This window comes from Acinetobacter apis (assembly GCF_900197575.1).
GTDB classification, from domain to species: Bacteria; Pseudomonadota; Gammaproteobacteria; order Pseudomonadales; family Moraxellaceae; genus Acinetobacter; species Acinetobacter apis.
Genome location: NZ_FZLN01000004.1, coordinates 13,685 through 29,845, shown reverse-complemented (window position 1 = coordinate 29,845; position 16,161 = coordinate 13,685). Strand labels below are relative to the sequence as shown.

Annotated in this window: 14 protein-coding genes; all 14 read right to left on the bottom strand. The window is 36.3% G+C overall.

What is annotated here, in order from left to right:
* Window positions 1-35: 35 nt before the first annotated feature.
* A complete protein-coding gene (locus CFY84_RS09580) occupies window positions 36-1,169 on the bottom strand; it encodes a glycosyltransferase (protein WP_088824120.1) in 1,134 nt (377 codons plus the stop codon).
* Window positions 1,166-2,461: an oligosaccharide flippase family protein gene (locus CFY84_RS09575; protein WP_088824118.1), complete on the bottom strand. Its 1,296-nt coding sequence runs from the start codon at window positions 2,459-2,461 to the stop codon at window positions 1,166-1,168. Before CFY84_RS09575 ends, CFY84_RS09580 begins: the two co-directional genes overlap by 4 nt.
* Before the next feature lie 26 nt (window positions 2,462-2,487).
* Complete coding sequence (gene rfbC, locus CFY84_RS09570; protein WP_088824116.1) at window positions 2,488-3,075, bottom strand: dTDP-4-dehydrorhamnose 3,5-epimerase; 588 nt, start codon at window positions 3,073-3,075, stop codon at window positions 2,488-2,490.
* Window positions 3,076-3,111: 36 nt separating this feature from the next.
* On the bottom strand, window positions 3,112-4,011 hold the full coding sequence (gene rfbA, locus CFY84_RS09565) for a glucose-1-phosphate thymidylyltransferase RfbA (RefSeq protein WP_088824114.1): 900 nt from the start codon (window positions 4,009-4,011) through the stop codon (window positions 3,112-3,114).
* Window positions 4,008-4,913 carry a dTDP-4-dehydrorhamnose reductase gene (gene rfbD / locus CFY84_RS09560; RefSeq protein WP_088824113.1) on the bottom strand — a complete coding sequence of 302 codons (906 nt, stop codon included), beginning with the start codon at window positions 4,911-4,913 and terminating at the stop codon, window positions 4,008-4,010. The genes rfbA and rfbD overlap by 4 nt, the downstream gene beginning before the upstream one ends.
* A 33-nt stretch (window positions 4,914-4,946) precedes the next feature.
* Window positions 4,947-6,011: a dTDP-glucose 4,6-dehydratase gene (gene rfbB / locus CFY84_RS09555; protein ID WP_088824111.1), complete on the bottom strand. Its 1,065-nt coding sequence runs from the start codon at window positions 6,009-6,011 to the stop codon at window positions 4,947-4,949.
* A gap of 19 nt (window positions 6,012-6,030) precedes the next feature.
* Entirely contained in the window at window positions 6,031-7,473 is a 1,443-nt protein-coding gene (locus CFY84_RS09550) for a capsule assembly Wzi family protein (RefSeq protein WP_088824109.1), read from the bottom strand.
* A gap of 39 nt (window positions 7,474-7,512) precedes the next feature.
* Window positions 7,513-9,705, bottom strand: coding sequence for a polysaccharide biosynthesis tyrosine autokinase (locus tag CFY84_RS09545; RefSeq protein ID WP_088824108.1), 2,193 nt, complete (start codon window positions 9,703-9,705; stop codon window positions 7,513-7,515).
* A gap of 10 nt (window positions 9,706-9,715) precedes the next feature.
* Window positions 9,716-10,150 (bottom strand): low molecular weight protein-tyrosine-phosphatase, encoded by a 435-nt coding sequence (locus CFY84_RS09540; protein ID WP_088824106.1) that lies wholly within the window; start codon window positions 10,148-10,150, stop codon window positions 9,716-9,718.
* Between the two features lie 6 nt (window positions 10,151-10,156).
* Window positions 10,157-11,257 carry a polysaccharide biosynthesis/export family protein gene (locus tag CFY84_RS09535; protein ID WP_088824104.1) on the bottom strand — a complete coding sequence of 367 codons (1,101 nt, stop codon included), beginning with the start codon at window positions 11,255-11,257 and terminating at the stop codon, window positions 10,157-10,159.
* A 337-nt stretch (window positions 11,258-11,594) separates the two neighbouring features.
* A complete protein-coding gene (locus CFY84_RS09530; protein WP_088824103.1) occupies window positions 11,595-12,335 on the bottom strand; it encodes a DUF4184 family protein in 741 nt (246 codons plus the stop codon).
* A 141-nt stretch (window positions 12,336-12,476) separates the two neighbouring features.
* Window positions 12,477-13,172, bottom strand: a complete 696-nt coding sequence (locus CFY84_RS09525) for an aspartate/glutamate racemase family protein (protein WP_088824101.1) — start codon at window positions 13,170-13,172, stop codon at window positions 12,477-12,479.
* Between the two features lie 118 nt (window positions 13,173-13,290).
* Window positions 13,291-14,586: an MFS transporter gene (locus CFY84_RS09520; RefSeq protein WP_088824099.1), complete on the bottom strand. Its 1,296-nt coding sequence runs from the start codon at window positions 14,584-14,586 to the stop codon at window positions 13,291-13,293.
* Between the two features lie 247 nt (window positions 14,587-14,833).
* Complete coding sequence (locus CFY84_RS09515; RefSeq protein WP_088824097.1) at window positions 14,834-16,042, bottom strand: bifunctional succinylornithine transaminase/acetylornithine transaminase; 1,209 nt, start codon at window positions 16,040-16,042, stop codon at window positions 14,834-14,836.
* Between the last annotated feature and the right edge of the window lie 119 nt (window positions 16,043-16,161).

Genomic DNA, 16,161 nt, shown 5'->3' with positions numbered 1-16,161 from the left:
CCATATATGTGATGTACTATTTACAATGGAAATTATTAAATATTACGATGTATTTTAAATTCATCAATAATTGGCTTTACCACTTTATCCATGCTTAAATCAAATAAATCATCGTATTCATATATACTTGGTACTGGCGTGGAAGTATTAATTATATTTTGCAAACAATTTATATATAAGTCAGGTTCTAAATTTAATATTTCACCGCTAAATTGATATTCATTGACTAAATCTTTAGCGGCACCTACATTGTTAGCTACTAAATAATTTTTATAGAAAACAGACTCTAGGAATACTAATCCATAGCTTTCCCACAATGAAGCTGACACAAATACTTTAGCTTTTTTATAATAACTAGTTAATGTATCTCTTTCATTTATAGATCCTAAAAATAAGACTTTATCAATTTTATCGGGATTTCTTGTATAGAAATTAGTAACTTCTACATTAAAGTCACTTTCAATGGATCCAATAAAGTATAGCTTCCAATCTTTTAAATCTAAATTTTCAGCAACATTTAATAAAAAACTAGTGTTTTTTTGTTCAGTTCCAAATCTACCGACTGTAAGAATAATATTCTCTTTTATACAAGAATCAAAATCCGTAGGCTTAATTTCAAACCCATTGGAAACATATAAAATCTTTTTAACATTATAATCCCTATAATTTATTGAAACAAAATTATATACATCTCTGCTTTCCACACTCAATAAATCAACACTTTTTGCAAATTTATTTTTTAAGAATCCTTTAACTTTTCCATATACAGTCATTTTATCTTTTTGGCTAATTTGGACTGCATTAGGAATATCTAAATCTCCTTTTATGTATACAAAACCATTTTTATTTAGCTTCTTGTATAGAAAAGCTAAAAGTAGACTTAAAATTGTATAATGAAACAAAATTAAAATATTTATGTTTTTTGAATTTTTATAAACATAAAGAAGTAAAGAAATATTTTCAAATATAGAAAACTTGCTAAAAAATTTAATATATAAATTAGTAAGTTTTAGTTGGATTGTTGAGTCACTATGAATGACTTTTTTTTCTCTTGAATAAACTATGTTTAAATTGGCATCAAGTTTTTTAGCAATATATTTCGGAAATAGATAAACATCTTTGGTAAAATGATATTCTTGAATACCTTTTAATAAAAAACTGATATTCATAACTGATCCTTCAAAATTTTTTTGTAAAACTGAATACTAAAAAGAGATTTATGAATTTCTAAAAAATTAACTTTTTTAAAAAAATAATTCATAAAAGTAGCTGACAGAAATTCCACTAAAAGGATACTTAATACAGCACCTACTAATCCATATAAGTATATTGATACAAATGAAATAAATATATTAAAAAACATCAGTACATTTGTTTTTTTCATTAAAAAGCTATATGAATTATATTTTAATAAAAACTTGTCTACTACCGTTGATAAACCTGAAAACATACAAACTATTATCATAATTAATGTAATGGGCAGTGCTTCAGCATATAAATCTCCGTAAAGATTAAGTATTATCCATTTACCAAATATGCTAAAACCAATAAAAGCAAAAAAGCTGATAATAATGACAATAACATTTAGTCGTGCTACTAAAAAATTTATCTTCCTTTCATTTTTTTCATTATATATTTCTGGCATAAATGAAGTAATAATTGCTAGTAAAACGAAATAATAGCTAGTGCCAAGTGTAATAGAAACTGTATAAATCCCTAAATCATGCTTTGAGAAATACCCTAGAATTATTTGAGATGTTTTCAAAAAAATAGCAACAGAAACGCTGTACAAGACCATTTTTTTTCCTATACTAAACACAGCATTCTGATATCTATGTTTTAAATTTGAGCCAAGTAAATTTTTAGCTTTACTATGGTTATAAATTTTTCTTTTTATTAAATAGGGGATCAATGACACTACTATTATAGGAATTCCTAAATATTCAATATCAAAATTTAGTTTAACTATAATATATCTTAAAATTAACGCTATTACTAAACCAACTGAATTATATATGACATTAATATATGACATTAACAGTGCATTAAAATAAATAGAATAAACATCATGTAGTAAAAAATATCCTCCAACAGCAGTGCATATAGCATATATAAATGTTAAGTAATCTGTATAAAAATAAATAAACAGTAACGCTAAGATACTAGTTGGAACATAAATAATGTTCCTTAAATTCATCGTTAAAGCTATTATTCTTTCACCTTGAATTTTATTTCTACTTGTCTTCTGAAAAATTATGCCATCTAAACCAAACATTGCTAAGATCTGAACTATAAAGAATATTGAACTTGCATACGTTAATCTACCAAAGTTATCTGGACCAATATATTTTGCAACTAAAGACATTACAAAAATCAACCCAAACATAGAAATTATTTTTTCTAGCATCATCCATATAGAATTAATTACTGATTTATTCTTGAAAAAATTTACAATATTCATTAATTAACTCTATACAAATTCAATTTTTAAGTCACATTAATAAAAATATTATTCTGTTTTATAGCATCAGCTAGTCCAACAGAATCTTTATCTTTATCACTTACCAAAGGTGTAAGACTTTGGTCTAACGGCCACGCTATATTCAACTCTGCATCATTCCAAACAATAGAACGCTCTGATTCTTTAGAATAATAATTGGTGGTTTTATATAAAAATTGGGTGTTGTCTTCTAAAGCAACAAACCCATGCGCAAAGCCTGCAGGAATCCAAAACTGCTTATGGTTTTCGCCTGTGAGTTCAATACCAACCCACTCACCAAAAGTTTCCGATCCTTCACGAATGTCTACAGCAACATCCCATGCACGGCCTTGCACGACACGTACAAGCTTGCCTTGTGCATGTGGGTCGAGCTGATAATGCAAGCCACGTAAAACACCTTGTTGTGAAAATGAATGGTTATCTTGCACAAATTGAGGAACATCTAGCCCACGCTCAGTAAGTGCTTTTTCGAAGTTGTGCTGGTTAAAGCTTTCCATAAACCAACCTCTGTCATCACCAAATACCCGCGGTTCTAAAATCAATAATCCTTTAATTTTCGTTTCAATTACATTCATATTCATTACCCAGTGTTGTTTTACTTATTAAATTACTTACTTGCTTTGGTGTTCTTGATGCAGTTTTAGCAGGTATTGGCCATAGCCTGTCTTTTTAAAGAATTGACCACGTGCTAACAATTGGTCTGCGTTAATCCAACCATTGTTAAAAGAAATTTCTTCTAAGCTAGCAACTTTAAGCCCTTGTCTATGTTCAATGGTTTGAACAAACTGACTCGCTTCTAATAATGAGTCATGTGTACCTGTATCTAGCCATGCAAAACCGCGTCCAAGCACTTCTACATTAAGTTTCTCTTGCTGCAAGTACACATTATTAACATCGGTAATTTCTAATTCACCACGGTGTGAAGGTTGAATATTTTTCGCGATGTCTACAACGCTGTTGTCATAGAAATATAGCCCTGTTACAGCATAATTTGACTTAGGCTGCTCTGGTTTTTCTTCAATGCTTAACGCTTTACCGCTTGCATCAAAGTCAACTACGCCAAAACGCTCAGGGTCATTAACATAGTAACCAAATACAGTTGCACCACTTGTTTGATTGGCTGCACGTTTTAATTGATCGCTAAAATGCTGACCATAAAAAATGTTATCGCCTAAAATTAAACAAACGTTATCTTCACCAATAAATTCTTCACCTAAAATAAAGGCTTGTGCTAAACCATCTGGTGAAGGCTGTACTTTATACGACAATTTAATGCCAAGTGCTTCACCTGTACCCAATAGCTTCTCAAAATTCGGCAAATCTTCTGGTGTAGATATAATTAGAATTTCGTTGATTCCTGCCAACATTAACACAGACAATGGATAGTAAATCATTGGTTTGTCATAAATTGGCAACAGCTGTTTAGACGTTCCCATGGTAATTGGGTATAAACGCGTACCTGAACCACCTGCTAAAATAATGCCTTTTCGATTTACTGTTTGAGTTGTCATAGTATTTCTCCCAGCGTGTGTTCTACACCTTGCTGCCAATCTGGTAAATTTATTTTAAATGTGTTTTGAATTTTATCGGTATTAAGTCTTGAATTTAAAGGTCGCTTAGCAGGTGTTGGATAATTTTCTGTTGCAACACGCTGTACGCGTTGAATTGCCAACGGTGCACCTTTTGCTTTTGCTGTTGCAAAAATATAATTTGCATAGTCAAACCAAGATGTTTCACCTTTTGGTGCTAAATGGTAATGCCCATGTAACGCTGCTTGTTGCTGGTGATTAAGCAAGTAATAACGTAGCACTTGTGCTGTGACATCTGCAATTAAGCTGGCACTTGTTGGTGCACCAATTTGGTCATCAATAATGCTCAGCTCTTCTTTACTTTGTGCAAGTTTAAGCATGGTTTTAATGAAATTATGACCATGCGTACCATAAACCCAACTGGTTCTAAAATTTAAAAAACGAGCGCCTGACTGCTCTAATGCAAGCTCACCTGCACGTTTGGTGTGGCCATAAACATTGTTTGGTGCGGTTACATCTGTTTCAACCCATGCTTGTGTACCATGCCCTTGAAACACATAGTCGGTTGAATAATGCACAAGAAGTGCATTGTGCTGTTTTGCTTGTTCAGCAAGTACTTTCACTGCCAAATGATTAATTAAATCTGCAGCGCTTTGTTCTGTTTCTGCCCGGTCTACTGCTGTATATGCGGTTGCATTGACAACAACATCAGGCTGAACCACCTCAAATATTTTTTTGATGTGGTCAAGTTGGCTTACATCGCCAGAAACCAATAGGTCATTATTTATTTGGCGATCCAAAGCCACTACATGACCAAGTGGTTGTAGAGCACGTTGTAACTCCCAACCAACTTGTCCATTTTTTCCTAATAGCAAAATTTTCATTTTTTTCTCATTTTGAAAATTTAAAACTGTATTTTACTTATACTGTGTTTGTAACCAATTTTGATATGCACCACTTTGTACATGCTCTACCCATTGGGTGTTTTCAAGATACCATTGCACAGTTTTTCTTAGCCCAGTTTCAAAACTCTCGTTTGGTGTCCAGCCTAAATCGCGCTCTATTTTACCGGCATCAATTGCATAACGTAAGTCGTGCCCTGGACGGTCTTTCACATAGGTAATTAAGTCTTGGTATTGATTTAAACCTTCAGGCTTATTTGGCGCAAGCTCTTCAAGTAATTTACAAATTTCTTTCACGACATCTATATTTTTTTGCTCATTGTGCCCACCAATATTATAGGTTTCTCCAACTTCTGCTTCTGTAACCACTTTATAGAGTGCACGTGCATGATCTTCGACATATAACCAATCGCGAATTTGCTCACCATTGCCATATACAGGTAATGGTTTTCCTGCAAGTGCATTTAAAATAATGAGGGGAATTAATTTTTCAGGAAAATGGTATGGCCCATAGTTGTTTGAACAGTTGGTAATGACTACAGGTAAGCCATAAGTTCTGTGCCATGCACGTACCAAATGGTCAGAACTTGCTTTACTCGCAGAATATGGCGAGCTTGGCGCATAAGGCGTTGTTTCTAAAAATAAGTCGTCTGTACCTTCTAAGTCGCCATATACTTCATCTGTTGAAATATGATGAAACCTAAACGTATTTTGTGCGGTACTGTCTAAACCACCCCAATATTGACGTGCTGCTTCTAACAATTGGTATGTACCAATAATATTGGTTTCGATAAAGTCTTTTGAACCTGTAATTGAACGGTCAACATGTGACTCTGCTGCCAAATGCATTACGGCATGTGGTTTAAACTCTTGAAACAATTGGTCTAATTGCTCACGATTACAAATGTCAGTTTGTGAAAACTGATAGCGCTCGTTGTCTGCAACAGATGCTAGTGACTCTAAATTTCCTGCATAGGTTAATTTGTCTACATTTAATACATTATGTGTTGTATTTTGAATTATATGGCGGACAACAGCAGAACCAATAAAACCTGCACCACCTGTGACTAAAATATTCATTCAGCACCACGACTTAACATTAAAAAGATAAAGGGAATTTCACACGAATTGACGCACCGTGATCTCGTGCTAAATGGTCAGAATCACTGACCCAACCATTAACTTGCACAATCACACCTGTTTTTAGCTGATTGCTCCAGCCCAATTCAAGCGCTTTAAGTGTGTCATCCTGAGAGAACGCTTGGTCAGTTGGTGAGTTTGATTGATTCACTTTTGCATATAAAATACGGCCAGTGATTCTATTGATTGGATCGACTTGAATATTACCGCCTACCGAATACATTTCACTGTCGCCCCCTGTACTGTGGCCAAGTGGATAACCATACTGGTAATAACCATCTGTATATTGGTGATGGTTATAGGTATAACCCATTACTTTACCGCTGGTGCGAGTATCTGCCCACTCTGCATACACTTGATATGGCAATTGCTTATAGCTTGAGGAATAGTCTGCGCCAGCAAGGTAAGTATTTCTCGATGGTAGTTTGCCTGACTCATCTTCACCAATCATTTGTCCATATATACTAATAGGCAGCTGTAGTAATGGCTGTAAATTTAACCGTGCATCAAAACCACCAAGCTGGTTAGATGCATTTTGGTCATTTACACAACCTGCATTTGAACAGTTGTTGTCTTTTCCAACAAAGGCATTCCAATAGGCTTTTGCACTGTCTGGTTGTCCATCACCACCAATTTGAAATGTTCGGGATGCACCCAACTCTAAGTAAGGCAACGGCTGGATGGTCACTCGCATGCCTAAAAGGCGTGTGTTTGGCACAGCAGTATATTTTTGTAGTTGGCCTGCAAACAGTTGGTATTGCCAAGGGCCAAGCCACGACAGCCATTTGGTTTCAAAAGCATCTTGTTCTGCACGTTGGGCTAGAAAGCCAACCACTGGGCGTGTTGCATCACCACGGATTAAGCTGCCATCGTGCCCGGGGCCCCAATACACAGGAATAGCACCAAAGCTTACCCATTGGTTCCACAGCTTGCCTGCCACATATGAGCCATCTAAGTTAAATTTATTGCCATTGTCTATACGCTGTTTGCTTTCTGCATTGCCTTGAATATGCACATCCCATTGTTCAGCGCTTTTTTGCACAGTTAAACCCGCTTGGTATTGCGACACATCTGCTGCACCAAAATTTGCAGGTAACTGATTATTGGTGGTGCCTGCTTTTAATTGTACAGTGGCCAATTGATGGTTCGCTTCTAGCGTTTTTTGGACAGACTCTAAAACAAGGCGCTGGGCTTTGGTTTGTGGTACAGCGTGTGCAAGGGCTTTCTCTAGAGCATCTGTACTTAGCGGCCATGTAGACGTACTAACCTGAATAACACCCTGTTGGTTTAACCAAGCTAAGTCTGAACGTAAACTCTCATCATTTTGCAAAAAGGCTTGTGCAAATGTAGAAGATGACAGCACAGTAAGTAATGGTATAAACCATTTTTTTTGTAATTTCATTCTGTTCCCTCAAATTATAAAAATATGTTGCCATGTTATTTATTCTTTTGCTTTGTAGTCATAAGTATAGTTATAACTATAGCCATAACTACCATTATGATAGATGTCGTTTAATACTACACCATGAATTTGACTGTTTGAATTTAAGAAACGGTTTAATGTTAACTCTAACTCTTTTTTGTCTGTTTTAGCAAAGCGTACAATTAATAAATTTACATCACTAAATTGTGACACAATGGTTGCATCAGTTACTGCAAGCACAGGTGGTGTATCGATAATAATATGGTCATACTCGTTTTTTAGCGTTTCAAGCATTTTCTCAAAAAGGCCAGTATTTAATAATTCAGATGGCTGAGATGGGTTTTTCCCACGACCAATAAAGTGTAAATTATCAAGCTCTGTGGTTTTAACAACCTGTTGTATGGTTGCTTTTTCTGTGAGCACTTCTGACAACCCCTCTTCGTTGGCATGGCTAAAGTATTTATGTAAATAGCCACGGCGCATGTCGCCATCTATAAGCAATATACGGCTACCACTTTGTGCTAAAATGGCTGCAAGGTTAGATGAAATAAATGACTTACCCACTGCAGGTGATGCACCTGTAATCATAATGACTTTGTTGGCTGTTTTTGCAAGGGCAAAATGAATGGCTGTACGTAAGCTACGTAAGCTTTCAACTGCAATGTCATCACTGTCTTTTAAGGCAAGTACTGGCACGTGATCACGTTTTTTGAGTAGCTTATCTTTTAATAGTTGCTGGTTTGAACGGGGAATAGTGGCATATACAGGTATATCAAACTCCGCTTCAATTTCAGCAGTATCTTTAATGCCTGAGTGCATTAAATTACGTGCTAAAGCAAGTACTACACCTAAAAAAGCGCCAATAATAATAGATAAAGAAAGAATCATTAAAGAGCGTGGTTTAATCGATTTCACAGGCTCAATGGCTGTATCAATAATACGTACATTACCAATTTCACCTGCTTTTGCCACACTTAATGTTTGGTAAGTATTTAAAAGATTGGTATAAAGTTGGTTTTTAACTTCTACCTCGCGGTATAGCTGTAAGTACTGTCTTTGCGTTTCTGGTAAGCGCTTGAGACTGGCATTTAACTCTGCAATTTTACCTGTAATGGCAGCAATTTGTGCATTAACCTGTAATAGCATTGGGTGCTGTGCTGTATATTTGGCAGCAAGCTCTGCTTGTTTTTCTTTTAAAACAATGTTTTGCATTTCTAAATCAATGCTTTGCTTTAGAAATAGCTGTGCCTCTTGGTTCACATCAACCGTATTGTTTTTTTCACGAAAACGGTTAAATACTTTTTCTGCAACATCTAAGTCTTGTTTTAGCTCAGGCAATTGCTTATTTAAAAAAGATAAAGTTTGAGCTTTTTGTGCAGAATTACTTTCAATATTTTGTTGCTTGTAATTGACTAGTACTAAATTTAACGCTTCGGTAATTAATGCTTTATCCGTGCCTTGAAAAGTTAGGCCCAAAATACTAGTTTGTTTGCCTTTTTCTTGTACTGAATAACTTTCTAAAAAACGATTAGTCGCAGTATTAATAGCATATTTTGAAATATAATAACTTGTATTTAAGTTGTTGTTGGCACTGTCTATTTGTACTTCAAACGCACCGCCATTAGGGGTGTTTTTCACTTCTAATTTATTTAACTGTCCTTTTAGAAGAATATGATTACCATCAGTTAAAGTATATATATTTTGAGAAAAAGTGAGTAATAATTTTTGGTCTAAATAAGCTTGTGGTACTTTATATTTTTTAACAACAAATGAATGATTAGAATCATTCACTTGTAAGCCATTTGCAGAATACAGGTTTTCAAATGAAATTGGGCTAACTAGTTTTTTTAAAAAAGAGTTGCTCTCAGGAGTAATATCAATATCTAAATTAAGTTGCTGAATGGTTTTTCCAAGCACCAAGCGTGATTTTAGAATTTCGACTTCACCATCAGATATTTGTGAGCCACCTACTCCACCGCTCATAATACTTGATAGATCTTTACCGAGCAGTGCAGAAGAAGCTCCACTTTTATCCTCTACTTGAACCATGGCATCCACAGCATATATTTTTGGCGTTACTCTTAAATATAAAATGGCGAACACTAAACTTAATAATATGCAAACAAGGATTAGTTTCCACTGGGCGATTAAAGAAAGTACCAAACTTTTTAAATCAATTGTATCTTCTGGCTTTACTGTTGAATAGCTCATAGCATCCGCATCAATTTGTTAATTTTTTATTCCAATCTTCTACACACGCTGTAATTAAATTACAGGTCTCATCAAATACATGCTGATCTTGCTTGTAAGGGTCTGCAATGTTTTTATCTTGCCAATGACCCAAACGAAAGGTTTTTCCTTTTGCAGCAGGCCAAGTACTTTCAACATGTTTTTGCTGACGCTGGCTCATGACCAATATAATGTCTGCTTGAGACACCAAGTCTTTATTTAGTAAGCGTGCCACATGGGGCGATAAGTCAATATCAAAGCGTTGTGCTGTGGCCTTGGCTTTGTCATCCGCAGGATAACCCACCAATGCAGCAATCCCTGCAGATGACACATTCAAATGCGGACACTGCTTTTTAAGCATGTACTCACCAATGGGGCTTCGGCAGATGTTACCAATACAGACCACCAATACATTTTTAATTTGCATAATGTATTACCTCGTTCCAAGCTGGTTAATACTGGTTAAGGTGCTTGAGAATGGAACAATTTGGTTCACAATACGCTGCCAACGTGTTAAGCCGGTTGCATCCACATAAACAATGTCATTGCGCTGCATGGTGAATTGGTTTGCAATGCTGAGATCACCAATATTTGTTAAGTTCATTTGATAAATGGCTGTACCACGGCTTTGCAAATTGTTTCTGACCACATAAATTTTACTTGAATTGGCAGCATTCGGGTCTATGCCCAAGCCTTCACCCAAAACGTCAGACAAGGTCATGCCTTGGTCTCGCATTGGCATCGCCTGATTACGGCCTGCTTCGCCAATTAAGTAAATTTTATTGTCTGCTTTGGCATTTACATAAACAGTATCGTTTGGCTGAATAAGCAATTTATTGAGTGATAAACCTGAACGCTCTAAAGCCACTGTATTTAAGTTATACGTCTGACCATTACGGGTGAGGGAGATAGACGTGCTGTCACCTGTTGTGGTAACCCCACCTGCAGCACCCAGTGCAGCATATAAATTTACAGGCTGGTCGGTTAAGTAATATTGGCCACTTTTTTGCACATTGCCTTGTACTGAATAGCGGCTACCCTGATATGCAATCACGCGCACCACAACATCAGGACTTTTTAAGTAACGGCCAAACAGTTGACGCATTTCTTTGTTTGCCTGCGCTAACGTTTTGCCTTGTACTTTATAACGCCCGACTAGAGGTAATTGAATAAAGCCCTCTTGGTCAATTGGGTAGCCATATGATTGAATAGTTTGATCATTACTAGTTGCAATAGGTGGTGCAATTTCAGGGTAGTTCCATAATTGAATGGACAGTACATCGCCTGGAACTAATTTATAAATGTTTTGTTGTACATTAAAAAGCTGGGCAAATTGTGCACGTGTATTCGTCTCGGCAGGTCGAGTCGCTAAAATGGTTTCCTGATTAAGTGGAATCACATCTACAACGGTGCCTAAGTCTGTTTTAAATGTCCCTTGTGCAGGAATATTATATGTTTGAAGCCCGGAAAGTAATGCGCAACTACTAAGACTTGCAGCTAAACAACCAATTATAAAAATTTTAGAGTAATTCACTTTTATCACTTTAAGGCAGACTGTAATAAATTTTATTTGACTTATAATAGTCTAATTTTCATATATTCCAAGCGCTGTGCACTATTTAATTTGTTTTTATTAATGATTTCATGCTTTAGTTTTGATCAATTTATAAAATATACTGTAAAAAAAAGATGTAATTCATTTGATTTACCTTTAAAAACAGCTAAATAGATAATAGTCTAAATATTACAGACAATTTTGTAATTGAGGCTATTTTATTTAATTTATATTGAATTTTCCCATAAAAAACCAAATATTATAAAAGCTTAAAATATATTGGTTGTGAATAACACTGAGTTTAAACAGATTACATTTACATAATACGTTTTTGAACTTGGTTAAATAGACTCAGTGTGGTAAGTGCAAGCATAAAACCTTTAAAGAAATATATAATACTGTCGCCAATAGTATGGTAAGGGTCTGACGCCAAAGTATCTGTATTAAAAGTTTCTATTAAAAATACACATCCCACCAATAAAACAATAACGCCATTTAAAAGAATGGCATCGCGGTTAACTAAAATACTGTCTGTCCCATAACGGCGATAATAGCGTATCAGCATCAGTATAATAATTGGCAATGGAATGATCGAGCTTAACAGTTGCACTAACATATGAATTGATGTGTCTATGCCAAAAATATGTATTGGCTGTGCAAGCTGATTATAAAACAATAGCGTTCGGGCATCGGCATGGGTAAAACCATCCCAAAGTAAATGGGTAATAATTCCTAAAATAATAGCAACAACAGACATGCCCAAAAACCGCAATTTTACCTGTAAATTTGCAAGTACAATTTTATCTTGAATAGCAAATATTTTGTATAAATAGGGCCGGTACAACATGTACCACAACAATGAAAATGCAATACCGATGAATACATCTGGAAATAAAATGGAAGACCATTGATGCGATATATTACGGTCATCTCTTGCAATTAAACGAATCAGATCAGGTGTCATACACCCTATTGCAAGTGCAGCAACAGGGAGTCGATCTCGGCTTAATCGAGCAAGAGGTACAGCAAGGACAGCATGGGAAATGGTAAACGGCACGTCATCATCCTTTTTATAATTTTTATCCTTATTGCTTTAAACTGTACCTCAATTTCATCAAGCATTATATTGCAATATGTTATTTTTGTTCATGAATTACGTGAATTGGCTTATCAAAGCCATCCCCTAAAAAGCTAATTTTTACCTTGAAAGTGCAAATTCAACTGCTGTTGCAATATGAATATGTGTTGTGTCAAATAATGGTAAATCTAAAATAGATGCGTCTGGCAATAACATCCCAATCTCTGTACATCCTAAAATAATGGCTTCTGCACCTTGTTGTTTAAGCTGTTTAATGACATCAACATAATGCTGTTTTGATGCCGCTATAACCTGCCCTTGGCACAGCTCTTCATAGATTACTCGATGAATTTCAGCGCGTGATGCTGCGTCAGGTTGTTTGACAACCAAACCATGTTCTTGCAAACGAGTCGTATAGAAAGGTTGCTCCATCGTAAAGGATGTACCCAAAAGACCAACACATTGGATATCCTGCTGGCATATTGCAGCAGCTGTTGCATCAATAATATGAAGAAATGGAATAGACAAAGCATCTTCTATTTGAGGCGCCACCAAATGCATGGTATTTGTGCATAAAACAATTGCATCAGCTCCTGCATGTTGCAAGCGTAGTGCTTCGCTTTTTAACTGCTCACCGGCAACATGCCACAGGTTTTGACGTTGTAATTGCTCAATTTCAGCAAAATTGACACTGCTCAATATTATTTTTGCTGAATGAAAGCCACCGAGCCGTTGTTGTATGGCTTTATTGATATGTTGGTAATAAATGGCTGTAGACTCCCAGCTCATTCCACCAATTAAACCTAATGTTTTCATCCGATATCCTGTTCTTATTTTCAAAGTATTGCTTCATTCTAAATTTTATACATGATGTATAAACACGAGCTTTAGATTAAAGCAAAGATTTTTAATTTTTGTATTGGCTCAAACAGCATTATGGTTCTTGATGCAAATACTCTGGGTCTTTTGGAATGGCAAGGCTGCATAAAAAACAGATCATAAGCATGATGCTGACATAAATAAAAAAGATATTCTCAAACCCAACTGCTTTAAATTGTAATGCTAAAGAGGGTGCAGAACCGCCAAAAAGTGCATTACCGACTGCATAAGAAAAACCAACCCCTAAAGCGCGAACGTGGGTGGGAAACATCTCGGCTTTTACAAGTCCACTAATAGAGGTATAAAAACTTAAAATTAACATCATAAAGACCAATAATATGGCCACAAGCCAAACTTGGCTTGCAAAATAAGGCATTGCAATTGCCATAACAGGGTAAATAAAAATGGCTAATAAACCGCTAAATGCAAGCATCGCTGTGCGCCGACCTAAGCGATCAGCAAATATGCCAAAAAAAGGCTGAGCAATCATAAACACCAATAAACATAAGGTCATGATATAACCCACTGTTTGATCAGCCAGCCCAAGGGTATTACTTAAATAAGTTTTTGAATATACGGTGATGGTATAAAAGGCAAGCGATCCTGCCGAAGTATACCCCACCACTAACAAAAATCGTTTCCAATGGTTTTTAAACAGCTCACGTAAAGTTCCTGAGCCCTCTTGATGACTGTCTTTTGTTGATAATGTTTCTTCTAAATGACGGCGTGCAAACAATGAAACCAATGCGGCACAACCACCAATCACAAAAGGCAAACGCCACCACCCTGCTTCTAATTGGGCTTTGGTTAAAAAAGCAAGCATAATCACGCTTAAAAGGCTAGCAAGTAGTTGCCCACCAGATAAAGTCACATACTGAAAAGATGAAAAAAAGCCTTTTCGTCCTTTGAGTCCAATTTCACTCATATACGTTGCAACAGCACCATATTCACCACCCACAGAGAGTCCTTGTAATAAGCGCACCAGCAATAGCAAAAAGGGAGCCAACAACCCCACTTGTTCATAAGTGGGTAAAAGTGCAAATAAAAAAGAGCTCACGGCCATCACGCAAATGGATACCACCATGGATTTTTTTCTGCCATGCTGGTCGGCAAGGCGTCCAAAAAACCAACTTCCAATTGGACGCATAAAAAAACTGGCGGCAAATACCCCCCATACATAAATGGACTTGGTGGTGTCATCCATATCAGGTGCAGTTAATGCATGGGTAAAGTAGACCGCAAATACGGCATAGATGTAAAAATCAAACCACTCAACAAGATTGCCTGAAGCGGCACCTACAATGCCGCTAATTCGGCTGCGCTTTTCTTGCGCACTATATTCTGTACTCATTTTACTGTCCTTGGTTTCTATTATTATCCTCGGTTGACAGACATCCTTGCCTTGTTTGTCAAAGTGAGCATGGCAGCTATACTATTTGTCTGCCATTATACATTTGTCTAAACGGTAAACTAAATATAGAAGTAGACTAAGATATGCAGATGGGTGAACTATGTATTACACATAAACAATAGGCTTAAACACTTTATTTTTATCATAAAAAAAGAGCAGAAGCCTGCTCTTTAATTTACTGCAATAATTATTGTAAAAATTGCTGAATAGCTTGATCAAAGCGCTGTAAACCATCATCAATGTCTTGTGCGGTAATGGTTAAAGCCGGTGCAAAGCGAATAACTTGAGGTCCAGCTACAAGTACCAATAAACCATGATCGCTGGCCAGGTTCATCAGCTGTCCTGCTTTACCTGCATAGTCATCATTTAATACACAGCCAATGAGTAAGCCTTGACCACGAATTTCTTTAAAAATAGCATGGCTTTCATTAAGTATATTTAACCCTGCAACAAACTGCTCATGGCTTCTTTGAACCGCTGTAAATACTTCAGGGGTGTTTACATATTCAAAGACTGCATTGGCAACTGCACATGCCAATGGATTACCACCATATGTGGTCCCATGATCACCAACAGCATATTGCTTGGCAAAATGGTCTGTGGTGAGCATGGCAGCAATTGGAAACCCACCACCCAATGCTTTGGCTGTGGTTAAAATATCTGGTGTGACACCAGTATGCATATAAGCATAAAGTTCACCTGTACGGCCTACCCCTGTTTGTACTTCATCAAAAATGAGTACGGCACCAAACTCATCACATAATGTACGTAAGCCTTGTAAAAACTCAAGATGTGCAGGAACCACACCACCCTCACCTTGAATTGGCTCCACAATGACAGCACAAGTTTGCTCTGAAATGATGGCTTTTACGGCATCTAAGTCATTGTAATTGACATGCGTAATGCCACCTGGTAGCGGAGCAAAGTCTTGTGAATATTTGCTTTGTCCACCTGCGGTAACTGTAAATAGCGTACGGCCGTGAAATGCATTATTAAACGCAATAATTTGGTTTTTATTCGGTTGTTGGCTCAGTAAGCCAATTTTACGTGCTAATTTTAATGCAGCTTCATTGGCTTCAGCACCCGAATTACAAAAAAAGACTTTATCTGCAAAGGTATGGGTCACCAAATTGCGTGCTAAACGTAATGCAGGTTCGTTGGTATAGACATTACTCACATGCCAAAGCTTTTGTGCTTGCTCAGTTAAGGCATTAACTGCAACAGGGTGTGCATGACCTAATGCGTTGACTGCAATACCACCTGCAAAATCAATATATTCTTTTTCATTTTGATCCCAAACGCGTGAGCCTTGTCCTCGAGTCAAAATAAATTCGGCTGGCGCGAAAACTGGTACCATCCAGTCATCAAAATGTTGTCTTGTGATTTGATTTTGCATGTTCACCTCGGTTGTACTTCCTGCATTGACATCTATGGATTCAATGAACCATCGTTCATTGGTAAATTTTATATGATCATTAACAATATGGGCGATCTATTGATCGCCCATATTGTGAT

Coding starts and splice junctions, on each gene's coding strand:
- CFY84_RS09520 (WP_088824099.1), bottom strand. CDS start 14,586: ATGAGTACAGAATATAGTGCGCAAGAAAAGCGCAGCCGAATTAGCGGC.
- rfbD (WP_088824113.1), bottom strand. CDS start 4,913: ATGAAAATTTTGCTATTAGGAAAAAATGGACAAGTTGGTTGGGAGTTA.
- rfbB (WP_088824111.1), bottom strand. CDS start 6,011: ATGAATATTTTAGTCACAGGTGGTGCAGGTTTTATTGGTTCTGCTGTT.
- rfbC (WP_088824116.1), bottom strand. CDS start 3,075: ATGAATGTAATTGAAACGAAAATTAAAGGATTATTGATTTTAGAACCG.
- rfbA (WP_088824114.1), bottom strand. CDS start 4,011: ATGACAACTCAAACAGTAAATCGAAAAGGCATTATTTTAGCAGGTGGT.
- CFY84_RS09580 (WP_088824120.1), bottom strand. CDS start 1,169: ATGAATATCAGTTTTTTATTAAAAGGTATTCAAGAATATCATTTTACC.
- CFY84_RS09545 (WP_088824108.1), bottom strand. CDS start 9,705: ATGAGCTATTCAACAGTAAAGCCAGAAGATACAATTGATTTAAAAAGT.
- CFY84_RS09515 (WP_088824097.1), bottom strand. CDS start 16,042: ATGCAAAATCAAATCACAAGACAACATTTTGATGACTGGATGGTACCA.
- CFY84_RS09525 (WP_088824101.1), bottom strand. CDS start 13,172: ATGAAAACATTAGGTTTAATTGGTGGAATGAGCTGGGAGTCTACAGCC.
- CFY84_RS09540 (WP_088824106.1), bottom strand. CDS start 10,150: ATGCAAATTAAAAATGTATTGGTGGTCTGTATTGGTAACATCTGCCGA.
- CFY84_RS09575 (WP_088824118.1), bottom strand. CDS start 2,461: ATGAATATTGTAAATTTTTTCAAGAATAAATCAGTAATTAATTCTATA.
- CFY84_RS09550 (WP_088824109.1), bottom strand. CDS start 7,473: ATGAAATTACAAAAAAAATGGTTTATACCATTACTTACTGTGCTGTCA.